Raw genomic sequence first — 16,313 nt, 5'->3', positions numbered from 1 at the left:
GTCCTCTTTTCTACGTGTCGCGACAGATGATAAAGAAATTTTCAAGCTTTGGCCGTTTCTACCAGGCTCCAGGCTTTCGCCTGCAGTGCTTTCGCCCGGTCGTCGTACTTGCCATCGACCAGTTTCATCTCGTCGTCGGTCACATCATTAAATTCACTCTTGATCAGGTCGCGAGCGCGGTCCGACGTCAGTGCCAGGATGGCGCCGAATTCGTCATAGGCCAGTGCCGCGAATGCTTCGACCGTCTTGATACCAGCCAGGCCAAGCTTGCCGGCAACGGTACGGTCCATGCCTTCCAGATTGACCAGAGCTTCTTCCATGCCTTCGAGACCTTCCTCGGAAGCGATCGCTTCGGTCACCAGCGCGTCACGGGCGCGGGTGCGCAGTTCGTTGACGGTGTCCTCATCGAACGATTCAATTTCCAGCATCTCGGAAATTGGCACGTAGGCGATTTCTTCCAGGCTCGAGAAGCCTTCTTCAACCAGGATATCGGCCACTTCCTGGTCGACGTCCAGTTTTTCCATGAACAGCGCGCGGATCGCGGCCGATTCTTGTTCCACCTTGTTCGCCGATTCCTCGGCGGTCATGATGTTGATTTTCCAGCCGGTCAGCTCGGACGCCAGGCGCACGTTCTGGCCCGAACGGCCGATCGCGATGGCCAGGTTTTCTTCGTCCACCACCACATCCATGGCGTGCTTTTCTTCGTCAACCATGATCGACGAAACATTCGCCGGAGCCAGGGCGCCGATCACGAACTGGGCCGGATCGTCCGACCACAGCACGATGTCCACGCGCTCGCCACCGAGCTCGCCGGTCACGGCCTGCACGCGCGAACCGCGCATGCCGACGCATGTACCGATCGGGTCGATGCGCTTGTCGGCCGTGAACACGGCGATCTTGGCGCGCACGCCGGCGTCACGGGCTGCCGATTTGATCTGCAGCAGGCCTTGTTCGATCTCTGGCACTTCCAGCTCAAACAGCTTCATGATGAAGTCTGGCGCAGTGCGCGACAGGATCACCTGCGGGCCACGCATATTGCGGTCCACACGCAGGATGAAAGCGCGCACGCGGTCGCCGATGCGCAGGTTTTCTTTCGGGATCATCTGGTCGCGCGGCAGGCGCGCTTCGATCTTGCCCGACTCGACGATCGCATCGCCGCGTTCCATGCGCTTGATGGTGCCGGTCACCAGCGAATCGCCGCGCTCCAAAAAGTCTTGCAGGATCTGCTCGCGTTCGGCATCGCGCACGCGCTGCAGCACGACCTGCTTGGTGTCCTGGGCAAAGCGGCGACCGAAGTCGACCGATTCGATCGGCTCTTCGATGTACTCGTCGACTTCGATATCAGGAATTTGTTCCTTGGCTTCGAAGTGCAGGATTTCCTGGTCAGGCAGCTGCAGGCCCGCTTCATCCGGCACCACGTGCCAGCGGCGGAAAGTCTCGAACTCGCCGGTGTCGCGATCGATCGACACGCGAATGTCGACTTCGCCTTCATAGCGCTTCTTCGTGGCCTGTGCCAGCGCGAACTCGAGCGCACCGAAAACGACTTCCTTGTCGACGTTCTTTTCGCGCGCAAGCGCATCCACCAGCAATAAAATTTCGCGACTCATGCTTTGCGACTCCTAAAATCCACCTGTGGCACCAAACGTGCCTTGTCCAATTCGGCCAGCGTAAATTCCATCAACGCCGGGCCATCCTTACTGTCAAATTCCAAACCGACCTTGTCGTTCTCGACGCCGCGCAGGATACCGGTGAACGTCTTGCGGTGATCACTGCCGGGCACCGCGACGCGCAGCTTGACCGTGCACTCATGGCCGGCGAAGCGCGCAAAATCGGCGAGGGTCCGTACCGGGCGATCGAGGCCCGGCGACGAAATTTCCAATCGTTCGTAATCGACGTTTTCCACTGTCAGCACGTGCGACAGCTGGTGGCTCACCTTGGCGCAGTCTTCGACCGTGATCGGGCCCTTTTCGTCCGCGTCGGCAGCCGGGAAATCGATGTATACACGCAGGATCCCGCGCTCGCCTCGCTCCACATCGACGAGGTCATAGCCGAGTCCACTGACTGTCGTGGCGATTAAGTCAAACTGCTGCACGGCACTTCTCCAGGGCTTTAAAACGATTTACCAAAAAAAAAATGGGCATCTGCCCATCTTTTTGTACTTACAACCCAACCAGATGAAAGCACTTGCACCAGTGTCACGCGAATCACGACTCGCGGATACAACATTCGGGAAGGACTTCGATTAGGCTGCAAATTATACTGCTTTTCCACTTCCCTCGCAATCTCCATACCACAAATGAGATTTTAAACAACAGTTGGCAGGGTGCTATGGATTACGAAACATTTTACGCCGATTGGACGGCGCATGCCCGGCCTGCACGCACTTGCGCAGACCGGTCATGAAGGGGCGTTCAGCCGCGACGGCCGCGGCGCGGCAGGCCGGACTCCGAGCCGCGCGGCCCCTGGCCGCTACGACGACCGGCGCCGCTGCCGGCGAAGCCGAAGGTCGTCTGCAGCGGGTCCGGCTGGCGCGGACGGCTACTGCTGGCGCCGCTGTTGCCGCCACCTTTGCCGCCACCCGCGCTGGCGCCACGACCCTTGCCGCCGCCCTGGCCGCCGAAGCCGCCCTGGCGACCGCCGGCAGGCTTGCCGCCCGGCACTGGACCGTTCAGGATGCCCTGGCCACGGGTACTGCCGACGCGCGCCACCGGCGGGCCGAAAGGATCGACGTTGCGGTTGGCGTCGGCGCGGTCGATGCGATTGCCATCGCTGCGATCGTTGCTGCGCTCGGCGCCGTGGTTGACGTCGGCGCGCATGCCGTTCGGACGCGGACCCTTGCCCTTGTGGCCGCCCTTGACATGCTTCTCGGGGGTAGCGCCCTTCTTTTCGACGCCGAAGGCCGTCATCAGCGCGCGCACATCGTTTTCCTCGAACTCTTCCCAACGACCACGCTTGAGGCCGCTCGGCAGGGTCATGGCGCCGTAGCGGGTACGGATCAGGCGCGAGACGGTCAGGCCGACCGCCTCGAACATGCGGCGCACCTCGCGGTTGCGACCCTCGCCGATCACCACGCGGTACCAGCGGTTGATGCCTTCGCCGCCGCCGTTCTGGATCTTCGAGAACGCCGCCTTGCCGTCGTCCAGCTCGACGCCGGACAGCAGCTTCTGGCGCATGCCTTCTTCGAGCTCACCCAGGGTGCGCACCGCGTATTCGCGGTCGATATTGTAGCGCGGGTGCATCAGCCGGTTGGCCAGGTCGCCCGAGGTCGTAAACAGCAGCAGGCCTTCGGTATTGAAGTCGAGGCGGCCGACGGCCAGCCACTTGCCGGCCTTCATGGTCGGCAGGCGGTCGAACACCGATGGACGGCCTTCCGGATCGTCATGACTGACGATCTCGCCGGCCGGCTTGTGATAGACCAGCACGCGCGGCGGCTTGCTGCTCACGCGGCGCTGGATCAGCTTGCCGTTGATGCGGACCGCATCGGTCGGCAGGATGCGCTGGCCGATATGGGCCGGCTCGCCATTGACCGACACGCGGCCGGCGACGATCAGGTCTTCCATGTCGCGGCGCGAACCCAGGCCGGCCTCGGCCAGCACCTTGTGCAGCTTCGGCGCATCGTCGTCGGCGGTCAGGTCGCGGCGCGCCGGCTTTGCCTGGGCATTGCTGCGCGCGCCTTCGTTGGCGTCGAAGTCATCCGAGGTCACGAAGGAGAACACATTGTCGGCTTCGCTGCCCGGCTGCTGCTTGCCACCCCTGCCCTGCGGCTGCTGCTTGCCGCCGCGGCCGATCTGCTTGGCCGGACGTCCGCCTTCGGTTGGACGAGCGCTTTGCTGGGTCGGACGGCCGCTTTGCTGACCGCGCTTGCCCTGCTTGGGCTGGCCGCGGCCGCGTGCTTCCTGCTTACCTTCTTGATTACCCTCTTGCGCGCCTTCCGGCGCGGCATCGATGCCAGCTTCGGGCGCCGAGGCAGCCTGCTCGGCGACAGCCGGCGCGGCGGCCTGCTGCAGTGCTTCGCGTTCGGCGCGCTTTTCGCGCATCTGGCGCGGGCCGCGCGGCTTGCGCGCTTCCTGGACTGGAGTGGCGTCGGCAGCGGCCGGCGCTTCAGCTGCTGCCGGCACTGCGGCCGACTCTTCTTTTGCGGCCTTGGTGGCGCGCGGCTTGCGGACCTTCGGCGCCGGCGCTTCGGCCGCAGGCGCAGCCTGCCCGGCGGCGACCGGCTCGGCGGCGACGGCCGCCTTGCGGGTGCGCTTCGGCTTGGCCGGCGCCTCGGCCACTACGGCCTCGCCTGGCGCAGTGTCGGCAACGGCAGCCGCCTTGCGCGTACGCTTCGGCTTGGCTGCTGCTTGCTCGCCTGCATCCACAGGCTTGGTCTCGTTTTGTTCAGTTGGGTTCATCGTTCGTGTCTTTATTGTGCTGACCCGCCTCGGCAATCCCGTCATCAAGCGTGTCGCGGATCGGAACTTCAACGGGTGAAGTAGCTAAATCTACATCGTCGGCGGGCGCGGAGGCGCCCACCTTGTCAAAATTGTCGTTCAATGCCGCCTCGAGGGCTTCCAGGCTGCGGCTGTCGGGGCCTTCGGCCAGCGGCTGCAGGGGCGGCAGCTGCGAGAGCGACGCCAGGCCCAGGTCGTCCAGGAACTGGCGCGTGGTGCCCAGCAGCGCCGGCCGCCCCACCACTTCGCGGTGGCCGACGACGTCGATCCAGCCGCGGTCTTCCAGCATCTTGACGGTCTGCGAATTGACCGCGACGCCGCGGATCTCTTCGATGTCGCCGCGCGTGACCGGCTGGCGGTAGGCGATGATCGCCAGCGTTTCCAGCGTCGCCCGCGAATACCTGGGCGGCTTTTCGGGCGAGAGCCGGTCGAGATAGGGCTTCATCTCGGGACGGCTCTGGAACCGCCAGCCCGAGGCCAGGCTGACGATCTCGATGCCGCGTCCATCCCAGTCCTGGCGCAGTTCTTCCAGCAAGATTTTGATCGTATCGGCGCCGACGCCGGCGCCAACCTGCCGTCCCTGCGGGTCGACCTCGGCGAACAGTTTCTTCATGCCATGGATCGACATCGGCTCGCGGGCGCATAGCAAGGCGGTTTCGAGGACTCTCTTGGCCTCGTCAGTATTCATATCGCGATGTCGTCAATCAAACAATTCGGCCAATCGGAGTCGGGACAGCATCAATGCGAGTGGCGCGCATGCCTGCGTGCCATGCGCCGGCTCTGTCGCCCTGCGCTCTGCTGCCTGAAACCGGAATCCGTGGGCCCGGCGCGCTGAGCGCCGGAGCTAATACATGGCGGGCAAGGAACCCGCCAGGAGCAACCCGCCTGCGCGACGGGCCGCTGGTGTTGATCTTCATTGCGAAACGAGGAACTCGGCGAGACTCGGCGAAACTCTGCTGTCTCTCAGGCACGCCCGCGATCGGGGCTTCGCCGGGGAGCGACTTGTGTTGCACGAGAGTGCGGCACGCGAGCGGACGACGTCGTTTCTTCCAACTGGCGGCCATTGTAACCGATAAAACCCCGCAGCGGACAAGGAGGCGGCGCTGCGATGCGCGCCTATTTGCGTCAGTCGGACAGTTTTTCCGACAAAATCGCCGATACGCCAAGGAATGCGGGGTACTCGGCCGTGATCACATAGGTCGGCACGTCGGCCAGGTAGCCGGCGAAGCGCCCCTTCTGCTCGAAGCGACTGCGGAACGAGGAACGGTCGAAGCGCGCCCCGAGGCGCGGCACGATGCCGCCGCCGATGTACACGCCACCCTGGGCCCCGAGGGTGACGGCTAGATTGCCGGCCACGGTGCCGAGCATGCCGCAGAAAGCTTCCAGCACCTCGTCGCACAGCGCGCATTCACCGTCGAGCGCGCGGCGCGAGATCTCGGCCGCGCCGAGGCGCTCGCCGGGGCGGCCGGCGCGCTCGGCCAGCGCACGGTAGATGAGCTCGACGCCAGCGCCGGACAGGAAGCGCTCGAACGACACGTGTTCGAACTCGCGCCAGGCATATTGCAGGATCGCGATTTCCTGCTCATTGACGGGGGCGAAGCTGACGTGCCCGCCTTCACTGCGCAGCGCGGTCCAGCTGTCGCCGCACGGCACCAGGCCGGAGACGCCGAGGCCAGTGCCGGCGCCCAGCAGGCCCAGCGCCGCGTCCGGCTGCGGCGTGCCTCCGCCCACCTGGCGTTTTTGCTCGCCCAGGTGTGGCAACGAACGCGCCAGCGCAGAGAAATCGTTGACCACCAGCAGGATCTCGAAACCGCATTCCTGCCGCAAGGCTTCAGTGGAAAATTCCCAGTGATGATTGGTCATGCGCACATAGTCGCCGTTCACCGGGTTGGCGATGGCGATCGCCGCATGGCGGATCGGCGACGCACTGCAGGCCTTGACCGCGGCGCTGCCTAGGTAGGCGCGCATGGCCTCGCCCAGGGTGGCATAGTCGGCGCAAGGCAGCACCTCGACCGCCTCGAGCCGGCCCGGACCCAGTTCCAGCACGAAGCGGCAGTTGGTGCCGCCGACATCGGCAAGCAGGCGGGCGCCGCCGCGGTGGAGGCGGTCGGTGGATGGGCTAAGCGGGGAGGCAGTCATGGTGGAGCGTGATTAAGAGACGCCCAAGCTTACTAAATTTTTTGCCCTGAAGACAAGTGTTTTCTGTAGTTTAGGTACACCACTCGCAACAGGATGGCTGAAAACATGCCATCCACCTATCAGCCCGAAGTAGTAGAACTACTTTTTTATTACAGTTGGAGAGAATCGCGCCAGTTGCCGGGCAGCGTGCCGGTCAGCAGGTCGCCGGATCGAGCTCGGGATCGTTGCCGCGCTGGGCGTTCCAGGCGTCGAGCCCGCCCTTGAGCGGCCGGGCACGATGGAAACCGTTGACCATGAACTGGCGCGCCACTTCAGCGGCGGTGACGTCGTCCGGACAGCTGCAATAGACGACGATGTGGCGGTCGCGGTCGAGCGAGGCCATCAGGTGTTCTGGCTGGCAGGCCTTGAAGATCACCGCGCCCGGGATCGCGGCTTCCATCTGCTGCGCGCTCAGGCTGCGCGCATCGATGATCACCGGATCGTGGCCGGCGTCGATCAGGGCCAGCACCTCGTCGATGTCGATGCGCTCGATCGCGCTGCGCGAGCGGTGGCGGCGCCGCTCGGCGTACTTGAAGGCGATAAACAGGGCCAGCAGGCCGGCCACGATCGTCAGCGCCGTGCTGCCCATGGTCGAGAGCGTATCGAGCACGCCATCGACGCTGTTATGGAACCAGACGCCGAGCAGGATGCCGGTGCCGCTCCAGAGCGCCGCGCCGCTCACCGCATACAGCAGGAACAGACGCGGGTTGACGCCCATGGCGCCCGACAGCGGCGCCGCGATGGTGTTGAAGCCGGGGACGAACTTGGACACCAGCAGCGACTTGACGCCGAACTTGCTGAAGCGGTCTTCGGTCTGGTTGACGCAGGAATCGGGGGACAGTGAAATCTTGCACAGCAGCCGCAGGATGCGCTTGCCGTAGAAGCGGCCGGCGCGGAACCAGAAGGCATCGCAGATCAGGCAGGCCAGGATGGCCGCCATCCATACCAGCTGCCAGCTCACGTCGGCGGTGACCGAGAGCGCGCCGGCCACGATCAGGACCGGATAGGCGGGTATGGGCAGACCGAACTGTTCGACGAGGACGATGCCGAACACGATCAGCACGCCATAGACTTGGAGGAGTTCGGCTAGCTGGGGCATTTTTGTATATTAGCGCAATTGTGTGGTCGGCACAGGAACACCCTCTATTCCCTTTGGCGTAAGCGCAACGCTGGGAACGGATGAGCGGTTTCTACAAGACGCCACGCGGAATCGCCGCCAACAGCGAGCGTGTATATGGATGCTGCGGGTCGCGGTACAGCGTATCGGAATCGGCCATCTCGACCACGCTGCCCTGGTGCATCACCATCACCTGGTCCGAGATGTACTTGACCACCGACAGGTCGTGCGAGATGAAGATATAGCTCATGCCGTATTCGTCCTGCAGGTCTTGCAGCAGGTTCAGCACTTGCGCCTGGACAGAGACGTCGAGCGCCGACACCGATTCGTCGCACACCAGGATCTCGGGCCGCATGGTCAGGCAGCGCGCGATCGCGATGCGCTGGCGCTGGCCGCCCGAGAATTCGTGCGGATAGCGGCCATAGGCGGCGTCCGGCAGGCCCACCCGCCCCAGCAAGCCGCGCGCCAGTGCCGTGCGCTCCATCTCGCCCGCGCCGATGCCGTGGATGCGCATCGGTTCCTGCAAGATCTGGCCCACCGTGAAACGCGGATTGAGCGAGGCATAGGGATTCTGGAAGATGATCTGGATCCGGCGCTTATAGGGCTGGTATTCGCGGTCGGACATGGCCAGCAGGTCGCGCCCCTCGAACAGCGCCGATCCGCCGCTCGCGCGGTGCAGGCGCAGCAGGGTCAGGCCCACCGTGGTCTTGCCCGAGCCCGACTCGCCCACCACACCCAGGGTCTTGCCGCGCCCCAGGGTGAACGAGACGTCCTTGACCGCCTTGAATTCGCGCTTGCCGAACAGGCCTTCGCGCAGCCAGAAACTCTTGGCCAGGTTATTGACCACCAGCAGCGGCTGGTCGTCCGGCGCCGTGCCGCGCACGCGCTGCGGTTGGTCCGGCACCGAATCGGACATCTGAGCGGGCAAGATGCGACCACCCAGATAATCGTCGATCACCGGCAGGCGCAGCGGCCGCGCATCGAGCGAGGGCCGGCAATGCAGCAGGGCCCTGGTATACGCGTCGACCGGAGCGCCGAACACCTGGCCGGCCGCGCCCTCCTCGCGCACCTCGCCGTGGCGCATCACGATCACGCGGTCGGCGATCTCGCCCACCAGGCCCAGGTCATGGGTGATGAACAGCACCGCCATGCGGCGCTCGCGCTGCAGGCGCGCGATCAGGTCCATGATCTGCTTCTGGATCGTCACGTCCAGCGCCGTGGTCGGCTCGTCGGCGATCAGGAGGCGCGGCTCGCAGGCGATGGCCATCGCGATCATCACGCGCTGCTGCTGGCCGCCCGACATCTGGCTCGGGTAGGCGTCGATCTTGCGCTCGGGGTCGGGGATGCCCACTTCATGCAGCAGCGCCAGCGTGCGCGCCCGCGCCGCCCGTTTATCCATACCCATGTGCAGGCGCAGGACTTCGCCGATCTGGAAGCCCACCGTGAACACCGGATTGAGCGAAGACATCGGCTCCTGGAAGATCATGGCGATGTCCTTGCCGCACAGCGCGCGCCGCTCGCGCAACGGCAGGCCCAGCAATTCGCGGCCGGCGAAGCGGATGCTGGCGCCGGGGTGCACGATCGTGGTCTGCTCCGGCAGCAGGCCCATCACGGCCAGCGAGCTGACCGACTTGCCGCTGCCCGACTCGCCCACCAGCGCCACCGTACTGTTCGCCGGCACGTCGAACGAGATGCCCTTCAGCGCCTCGAAGGTGTTCGTCTTGTCGGTGCGAAAAGCGATGCGCAGGTCTCGCACTTGCAGCAATGGTTCCTGGTTCATGGTTCCTGGGGCATTTTAGTGTGTCATTTGATCTTGGGGTCGAGCGCATCGCGCAGCGCATCGGCAAACAGCGAGAAGCTCGTCACCAGCAGCGCCATCGCGCCGGCGGCCGCCGCCAGCTGCCACCATTTGCCGAGGATCAGTTCATTTTGCGCCTCGTTGAGCATGCTGCCCCAGGAGACGGTGCCGACCGGCACGCCAAAGCCCAGGAAGGACAGGATCACCTCGGCCTTGATGAAGCCCACCACCAGGATCGACATCTGCACCAGCGCCACGTGCGAGACATTGGGCAGGATGTGGCCGAACATGCGCTGCCACCCCGACGCGCCGATGGCATCGGCCGCCATCACGTACTCGCGCGCGCTGTGCTTGATGTATTCGGCGCGCATCAGGCGATACGGCCCGGTCCAGCCGGTCAGGCCGAGGATCAGCACGATAGTGGCCACGCCTTTTTGCTGGAGCACGGCGGCCACGGTCAGGATCATGAGGATCGCCGGGATCGCCGTGAAAATGCTGTAGAACCAGTTGAACAGGTCGTCGACCCAGCCGCCATAAAAGCCCGAGACGGCACCGAACAGGGTGCCGAGCATCACCGCCAGCAAGGCCGCCACCAGGCCCACCACGATCGAGGTCTCGCCGCCCTTGATGGTTTTCTTGACAATGTCGTGGCCCCATTTGTCGGCGCCGAACGGCAGCGTCGTGCGCTTTTCCACTGGCGGATGGGCTTGCGCCACCTGCGCCTCGAGCTCGGCCAGGTCAATCGCCAGCGGATCGAAGGCGTTCGGCGGCGTGGCGCGCGGCAGCTGGGCCCTGGCCAGCGCGCGCGCCGTGGCGTCGGCGCCGACGAAGGTGGGCGGCGCATAGTTGACCGCCACCTCGTCTTCCCAGTCACCCGCCAGCATGCCCGTGGCGGACAACAGCACCAGCAGCAGGAAAGCGGCGACGACGGCCAGCGCCGCCATCCCGACGCGGTCGGCGCACAGGCGCCGCCAGGCCAGCGTCCACAGGCCGGGTGAGCGCGTTTGCACAGGCGTGTGCAGGGTCGTCATGGTCATTTGAGCTGCACGCGTGGATCGACCGCCTGGTACAGCAGGTCGGCCAGCAGGTTGAACACCATGGTCGCGGCGGCCACGTAGACCGTGATCGCCTTGATCACCGGGAAGTCGCTGCGTTCGACGGCCAGGATCACTTCGCGGCCAATGCCGGGAATGCCGAAGAAGCGCTCGAGCAGGAAGGCGCCGATCAGTAGCGCCGGCAGATTGGCCATCACGTGGGTGATGATCGGGATCGCGGCATTGCGCAGCACGTGGACCCAGACAATGCGGCGCTCCGGCAAGCCCTTGGCGCGCGCGGTGCGCACATAGTCCTGCCCTGCTTCGTCGAGCACGAAGCTGCGGTACAGGCGCAGGGTCGGCGCGATCGAGACAGCCAGGCCGATGATGATGGGCAGCAGCGCATAGCGCAGCAGGTTCTCGCCCAGGCTATTGCCCCAGCCCTGGACCGGAAACAGCCCCAGCTGGTAGGCGAACACGTACTGGAACACGATGATGTAGACCAGGATCGAGATCGACATCCCGACCGTGCAGGCGACCATCACGGCGCGGTCGGTCAGCGAGCCGCGCACGAAGGCGATCGCCAGCGCCAGCGCGATACCGAATACGGTTTCCAGCACCGTCAGCGGGATCAACACGGTCAGCGACGGGCCCAGTCGGCTGCCGATGATATGGGATACCGGCTCGCCCGTGCTCCAGGCGTTGCCGAAGTCGAAGGTCAGGATCTGCTTGACGAAGATCCACAGCTGCACGGTATAGGGCTGGTCGGTGCCGAGCTGGCGCCGGATATTCTCGATGGCGCCCGCATCGGCCATCTTGCCCGCCAGCAGGTAGGCCGGATCGCCGCCAACCCAGTTGAACAAGAAAAACACCAGCAACACGACGCCGGCCATCGTCGGCAGCATCTGCCACAAGCGGCGCAAGACATAAGCAAACATTGCACTCCCGAATTTGCGGATTGGGCGAATGGACCGCCTCTGGCTTTGCCGCCTAGCCAAATCCTGGATGACAAAAACGACACGATAGCGCATATCCGCGCCCACCAACAGCCGCGCAATCTTATGCTCCGATAGTCCCAGGTTATTACTATGTAATGACACAATCATCAGAGATTCGTATAAGAACCTTGCCGGCCATGTCAAATATGCAATCCGCATTTTTCACAACATCGTGCTTATAAAATATAGTTTGAACGAATTAAATATCAAATCGAACTATATTTTCCGCATGATATTTCAATTTCCGAGTTTTGTGACTTTTGTGTGACTAGCATCAAAAAAATAAATTGTAAAGACAAGTTATCAGGTAGTTGTATTTTGCACGGTGCATACGTTACCAATTGACACTATGTATTGGTAAATGTTTTTATTGCTAAGTAGTAAAAACATGTCGTGTCCATATCACACGGCGATTCACTGACTTTACTGGCCGGCGCAACCCGCCGCCAGGTCTTACGGGGAAGACTCACTATGATGGTTGAAACTGTGTTATCTCGATCGGTACGCCTGATCTGCGCCGGCGGCGTTGCCGTCGCCTTCAGCGCTGCCCACGCCCAGGAAACCGCGCCTGCCGCCGAATCGCTGCAACGGGTGGAAGTGACCGGCTCGCGCATTGCGACCGCGAACCTGGAAAGCGTCAGCCCGGTGACCGTGGTCAATGCCAAGGACATCAAGATGGAAGGTGTCCGCTCGGTCGAGAACCTGCTGAACAACCTGCCCCAGGTCTTCGCCGACCAGGGTGGCTCGGTGTCGAACGGCTCGTCCGGCACCGCGACCGTCAACTTGCGTAACTTCGGCGCCGACCGCACCCTGGTGCTGGTCAATGGCCGCCGCCTGCCAGCCGGCAGCCCGCGCAATACCGCAGCCGACCTGAACCAGATTCCCGTGGGCCTGATCAAGCGCGTCGAAGTGCTGACCGGCGGCGCCGGCGCCATCTACGGCTCGGACGCCGTGGCCGGCGTGGTCAACTTCATCATGGACGACCGCTTCCAGGGCGTCCAGATCGACGCCAACTACCAGTTCTACAACCACGACCAGAACGGCGGCCCGGTGGCCGACGCCGCCAACCGCCGCAACTTCCCGCTGCCGGGCGACAAGGGCGCCGACGGCAAGGTCAAGGACATCACCCTGACCATGGGCGGCAACTTCGCCGATGGCAAGGGCAATGCCGTCGTCTTCTTCGGCTACAAGAAGGAAGACGCGCTGCTGCAGTCCGAGCGTGACTTCACCTCCTGCGCGCTGAACGGTTCCACCGTGGGCAACACCTTCAACTGCGGCGGCTCCGGCACCAGCTTCCCGGGCCAGTTCATCACCGCCACCGGCCTGAAAACCGTGGCCGACGCCAATGGCGGCGTGCGCCCCTACGTGTCCGCCAGCGACGCCTATAACTTCGGCCCGCTGAACTACTTCCGCCGTCCGTCCGAACGCTATACCTTCAGCTCGTTCACCCACTACGACATCAACGAGAAGGCCCGCCTGTACGCCGAGGCCAGCTTCCACGACGACAGCACCGTGGCCCAGATCGCGCCATCGGGCCTGTTCGGCCTGGACGCTTCCGGCGCCAACGCGATCCGTTGGGAAAACCCGCTGCTGTCCGACGCCTGGCGCAGCGCGCTGGGCATGAGCGGCCCCGGCGACACCGCCGACGTCGTCGTCCTGCGCCGTAACGTCGAAGGCGGTGGCCGCCGCGACGACCTGCGCCACACCTCCTACCGCGGCGTGATCGGCGTCAAGGGCGACATCGGCAACTGGCAGTACGACGCCTTCGCCCAGGTCGGCAAGGTGCTGTACTCGGAAACCTACTTCAACGACTTCTCGGTCTCGCGCAGCGCACGTGCGCTCGACGTGGTGCCGGGCGCCAACGGCCAGCCGGTCTGCCGCAGCACCCTGAACGGCGTCGACCCGAACTGCGTCCCGTACAACATCTGGAGCCTGGGCGGCGTGACCCCGGAAGCGCTGACCTACCTGCAGACCCCTGGCTTCCAGAAGGGCCACACCTCGCAGACCGTGCAGGGCATCAACCTGTCGTCCGACCTGGGCGAGTACGGCATCAAGCTCCCGACCAGCAATGAAGGCGTGGGCGTGGCGCTGGGCTGGGAACACCGCACCGAGAAACTCGAACTGAACTCGGACGTCGCCTTCGAAAGCGGCGACCTGGCCGGCCAGGGCGGCCCGACCAAGAACGTGAGCGGCCAATTCAGCGTGCGCGACTACTTCGCCGAAACCCGCATCCCGATCCTGCAGAACGTGCCGTTCGCCGACCAGCTGACCCTGACCGGCAGCTACCGCAAATCGGACTACTCGACCGGCCAGGACACCAGCTCCTACGGTCTGGGCCTGGAGTGGGCGCCGATCGAGCAGGCCAAGTTCCGCTTCAGCTACCAGCGCGCGGCGCGCGCCGCCAACGTGGTCGAGCTGTTCACCCCGGCTGGCCTGGCCCTGTTCGGCATGGGCGCCGATCCTTGCGCCGGTGCCAGCCCGTCCGCAACTCTGGAGCAGTGCGCCCGCACCGGCGTCACCGCAGCCCAGTACGGCAACATCCTGAATTCGCCGGCACAGCAGTACAACCAGATCATCGGCGGCAACACCGACCTGGAACCGGAGAAATCGGACTCGTACACCCTGGGCTTGGTGCTGACCCCGACCCGCAACACCTCGCTGACCATCGACGCCTTCGACATGAAGGTCAAGGGTGTGATCGGCGGCCTGCCAGCCACCACCACCCTGAGCCAGTGCCTGGAAACCGGCGACCCGCAGTTCTGCGGCCTGATCACGCGTGACCGCCTGGGCAGCCTGTGGACCCTGGAATCGTCGAACATCGTCGCCACCAACCAGAACCTCGGTAGCCGTTCCACCAAAGGCGTCGACCTGGGCGCCAACTGGAACACCAAGCTCGGCGCATGGGGCAACCTGAACCTGTCGCTGATGGGCACCTACCTGAAGGAGTTCAAGCAGGAAGACTTCCCGGGTTCGGGTGAGTATGACTGCGCCGGCCTGCACGGCACCACCTGCGGTACGCCGCTGCCGAAATGGCGCCACAAGCTGCGCGCCGTCTGGGGCACCCCATGGCGCGGCGTCGAGCTGGGCGCAACCTGGCGCTACGTGCGCAGCACCGATCTCGACTACACCAGCGACAATCCGCTGCTGGCAGGCGATTTCGAAACGGGCGACGCACGCCTGGGCGCGCGCAGCTACCTGGACCTGACCGCCGGTTGGCAGATCAACCCGATCTTCTCCCTGCGCGCCGGCATGAACAACGCGCTGGACAAGGATCCACCACTGTCGGGCGTGCTGGCCGATGTGTACGGCAACGGCAACACCTATCCACAGGTGTTCGACGCGATGGGCCGTCACGTGTTCCTGAACCTGTCCGCCAAGTTCTAATCCTCACGGGCTAGACACAAGAAGGGCGCACCTCGGTGCGCCCTTCTTCATCTTCACAGCGGCGCTTCCAGCGCCGCTTGCCGTTTTACTCCTGCCGCAGCCGGCGCTGGCGCACCGCCGCCGCCAATCCTTCCAGCACGCCCACGCTGGTGTCCCAGTCGATGCAGCCATCGGTCACCGACTGGCCATAGGTCAGTTCCTTGCCCGGCACCAGATCTTGCCGTCCCGCCACCAGGTGCGACTCGATCATCACGCCGACGATGCGGTCGTCGCCGCCCGCGATCTGGGCCGCGATGTCGGCGCACACCGGCACCTGGTTCTCGGGCTTCTTGGAACTGTTCGCATGCGAGGCGTCGATCATCAGGCGGCTGGCCAGGCCGAGCGCGGCGATCTGGCGGCAGGCCTCCTCGACGCTGGCCGCATCGTAGTTCGGCGTCTTGCCGCCACGCAGGATAATGTGGCAATCCTCGTTGCCCGAGGTCGACACGATGGCCGAGTGGCCGCCCTTGGTCACCGACAGGAAGTGGTGCGGCTGCGACGCGGCCTTGATCGCCTCGGTCGCGATCTTGATATTGCCGTCGGTACCGTTCTTGAAACCGACGGGGCACGACAGGCCGGAGGCCAGCTCGCGGTGGACCTGCGACTCGGTGGTGCGGGCGCCGATCGCGCCCCAGCTGACGAGGTCGGCGATGTACTGCGGGCTGATCACGTCGAGGAATTCGGTGCCGGCCGGCAGGCCCATCTCGTTGATGTCGCGCAGCAGCTCGCGCGCCATGCGCAGACCGTCGTTGATGCGGAAGCTGTTGTCCATGTACGGATCGTTGATCAGGCCCTTCCAGCCGACCGTGGTGCGCGGCTTCTCGAAATAGACCCGCATCACGATCTCGAGCTCGCCCTTGAGGCGCTGGCGCTCCTCGACCAGCTTGCGCGCGTACTCGAGCGCGGCCTTCGGATCGTGGATCGAGCACGGTCCGATCACCACCATCAGGCGGTCGTCCTGGCCGTGCAGGATGCGGTGCAGGTCGACGCGCGCGCCGCTTGCTGTCTGCTCGGCCTGCGGGGTCACCGGGAACTCGCGGATCAGGTGCGAGGGCGGCGTCAGTTCCTTCATTTCACGGATGCGTAAATCGTCGGTGCGGGGCATGCTGGGACTCCCTTTCGTGCTGTTCTGTGCTGATCTTGTTCAGGACTGGAAATAAAAAAACCGCCATCGCTGGCGGTTTGTCTGGATGCTGCCGGGACGTTTTACTGCGCGTACCCGCCGCTACTCCACCGCCTGGGGCTGGAATGGCTAAAGTAAAAAAAGCGGGTAAAGAAAGCGTGGCGCATGGTGTCGTCCGGGTTTGGTCGAATTGACTATAACAACAAGGC

At 64.3% G+C, this 16,313-nt stretch carries 11 protein-coding genes; 1 reads left to right on the top strand and 10 read right to left on the bottom strand.

What is annotated here, in order from left to right:
• Nucleotides 1–41: 41 nt before the first annotated feature.
• The 9 genes from nusA to AC3A6F_RS02305 form a co-directional block, all read right to left on the bottom strand.
• A complete protein-coding gene (gene nusA / locus AC3A6F_RS02345) occupies nt 42–1,607 on the bottom strand; it encodes a transcription termination factor NusA (protein ID WP_147936313.1) in 1,566 nt (521 codons plus the stop codon).
• Nucleotides 1,604–2,092 carry a ribosome maturation factor RimP gene (gene rimP / locus AC3A6F_RS02340; protein WP_137175228.1) on the bottom strand — a complete coding sequence of 163 codons (489 nt, stop codon included), beginning with the start codon at nt 2,090–2,092 and terminating at the stop codon, nt 1,604–1,606. Before rimP ends, nusA begins: the two co-directional genes overlap by 4 nt.
• 319 nt (nt 2,093–2,411) lie before the next feature.
• Entirely contained in the window at nt 2,412–4,394 is a 1,983-nt protein-coding gene (gene rluB, locus AC3A6F_RS02335; RefSeq protein ID WP_487678346.1) for a 23S rRNA pseudouridine(2605) synthase RluB, read from the bottom strand.
• Entirely contained in the window at nt 4,381–5,121 is a 741-nt protein-coding gene (scpB, locus tag AC3A6F_RS02330) for an SMC-Scp complex subunit ScpB (RefSeq protein WP_487678345.1), read from the bottom strand. The genes rluB and scpB overlap by 14 nt, the downstream gene beginning before the upstream one ends.
• Nucleotides 5,122–5,558: 437 nt before the next feature.
• Nucleotides 5,559–6,572: a glucokinase gene (locus AC3A6F_RS02325; protein ID WP_487678344.1), complete on the bottom strand. Its 1,014-nt coding sequence runs from the start codon at nt 6,570–6,572 to the stop codon at nt 5,559–5,561.
• 193 nt (nt 6,573–6,765) lie between these two features.
• Entirely contained in the window at nt 6,766–7,710 is a 945-nt protein-coding gene (locus tag AC3A6F_RS02320; RefSeq protein ID WP_487678343.1) for a VTT domain-containing protein, read from the bottom strand.
• 91 nt (nt 7,711–7,801) lie between these two features.
• Nucleotides 7,802–9,508 (bottom strand): ABC transporter ATP-binding protein, encoded by a 1,707-nt coding sequence (locus tag AC3A6F_RS02315; protein WP_487678342.1) that lies wholly within the window; start codon nt 9,506–9,508, stop codon nt 7,802–7,804.
• A gap of 23 nt (nt 9,509–9,531) precedes the next feature.
• The gene (locus AC3A6F_RS02310; protein ID WP_487678341.1) at nt 9,532–10,563 is read right to left on the bottom strand and encodes an ABC transporter permease; all 1,032 of its coding nucleotides are present in this window, start codon (nt 10,561–10,563) and stop codon (nt 9,532–9,534) included.
• Nucleotides 10,560–11,498, bottom strand: a complete 939-nt coding sequence (locus AC3A6F_RS02305; protein WP_487678340.1) for an ABC transporter permease — start codon at nt 11,496–11,498, stop codon at nt 10,560–10,562. The genes AC3A6F_RS02310 and AC3A6F_RS02305 overlap by 4 nt, the downstream gene beginning before the upstream one ends.
• A gap of 531 nt (nt 11,499–12,029) precedes the next feature.
• Here AC3A6F_RS02305 and AC3A6F_RS02300 point away from each other — a divergent pair.
• Nucleotides 12,030–14,942, top strand: coding sequence for a TonB-dependent receptor domain-containing protein (locus tag AC3A6F_RS02300; protein WP_487678339.1), 2,913 nt, complete (start codon nt 12,030–12,032; stop codon nt 14,940–14,942).
• An 85-nt stretch (nt 14,943–15,027) separates the two neighbouring features.
• On the opposite strand, the gene aroG is transcribed toward AC3A6F_RS02300, so the two are convergent.
• Entirely contained in the window at nt 15,028–16,086 is a 1,059-nt protein-coding gene (aroG, locus tag AC3A6F_RS02295) for a 3-deoxy-7-phosphoheptulonate synthase AroG (protein ID WP_487678338.1), read from the bottom strand.
• Nucleotides 16,087–16,313 lie beyond the last annotated feature (227 nt).

Source organism: Massilia sp. Soil_C_3, assembly GCF_057657035.1.
Note: the sequence above shows the minus strand (reverse complement) of the source record. Positions and strands in the feature narration are given on the sequence as shown.

What these genes read in the sequence shown, in the direction of transcription:
- AC3A6F_RS02325 (WP_487678344.1), bottom strand. Translation starts at nt 6,572, where the DNA reads ATGACTGCCTCCCCGCTTAGCCCATCCACCGACCGCCTCCACCGCGGC.
- AC3A6F_RS02315 (WP_487678342.1), bottom strand. Translation starts at nt 9,508, where the DNA reads ATGAACCAGGAACCATTGCTGCAAGTGCGAGACCTGCGCATCGCTTTT.
- aroG (WP_487678338.1), bottom strand. Translation starts at nt 16,086, where the DNA reads ATGCCCCGCACCGACGATTTACGCATCCGTGAAATGAAGGAACTGACG.
- rluB (WP_487678346.1), bottom strand. Translation starts at nt 4,394, where the DNA reads ATGAACCCAACTGAACAAAACGAGACCAAGCCTGTGGATGCAGGCGAG.
- AC3A6F_RS02320 (WP_487678343.1), bottom strand. Translation starts at nt 7,710, where the DNA reads ATGCCCCAGCTAGCCGAACTCCTCCAAGTCTATGGCGTGCTGATCGTG.
- AC3A6F_RS02305 (WP_487678340.1), bottom strand. Translation starts at nt 11,498, where the DNA reads ATGTTTGCTTATGTCTTGCGCCGCTTGTGGCAGATGCTGCCGACGATG.
- AC3A6F_RS02310 (WP_487678341.1), bottom strand. Translation starts at nt 10,563, where the DNA reads ATGACCATGACGACCCTGCACACGCCTGTGCAAACGCGCTCACCCGGC.
- nusA (WP_147936313.1), bottom strand. Translation starts at nt 1,607, where the DNA reads ATGAGTCGCGAAATTTTATTGCTGGTGGATGCGCTTGCGCGCGAAAAG.
- AC3A6F_RS02300 (WP_487678339.1), top strand. Translation starts at nt 12,030, where the DNA reads ATGATGGTTGAAACTGTGTTATCTCGATCGGTACGCCTGATCTGCGCC.
- scpB (WP_487678345.1), bottom strand. Translation starts at nt 5,121, where the DNA reads ATGAATACTGACGAGGCCAAGAGAGTCCTCGAAACCGCCTTGCTATGC.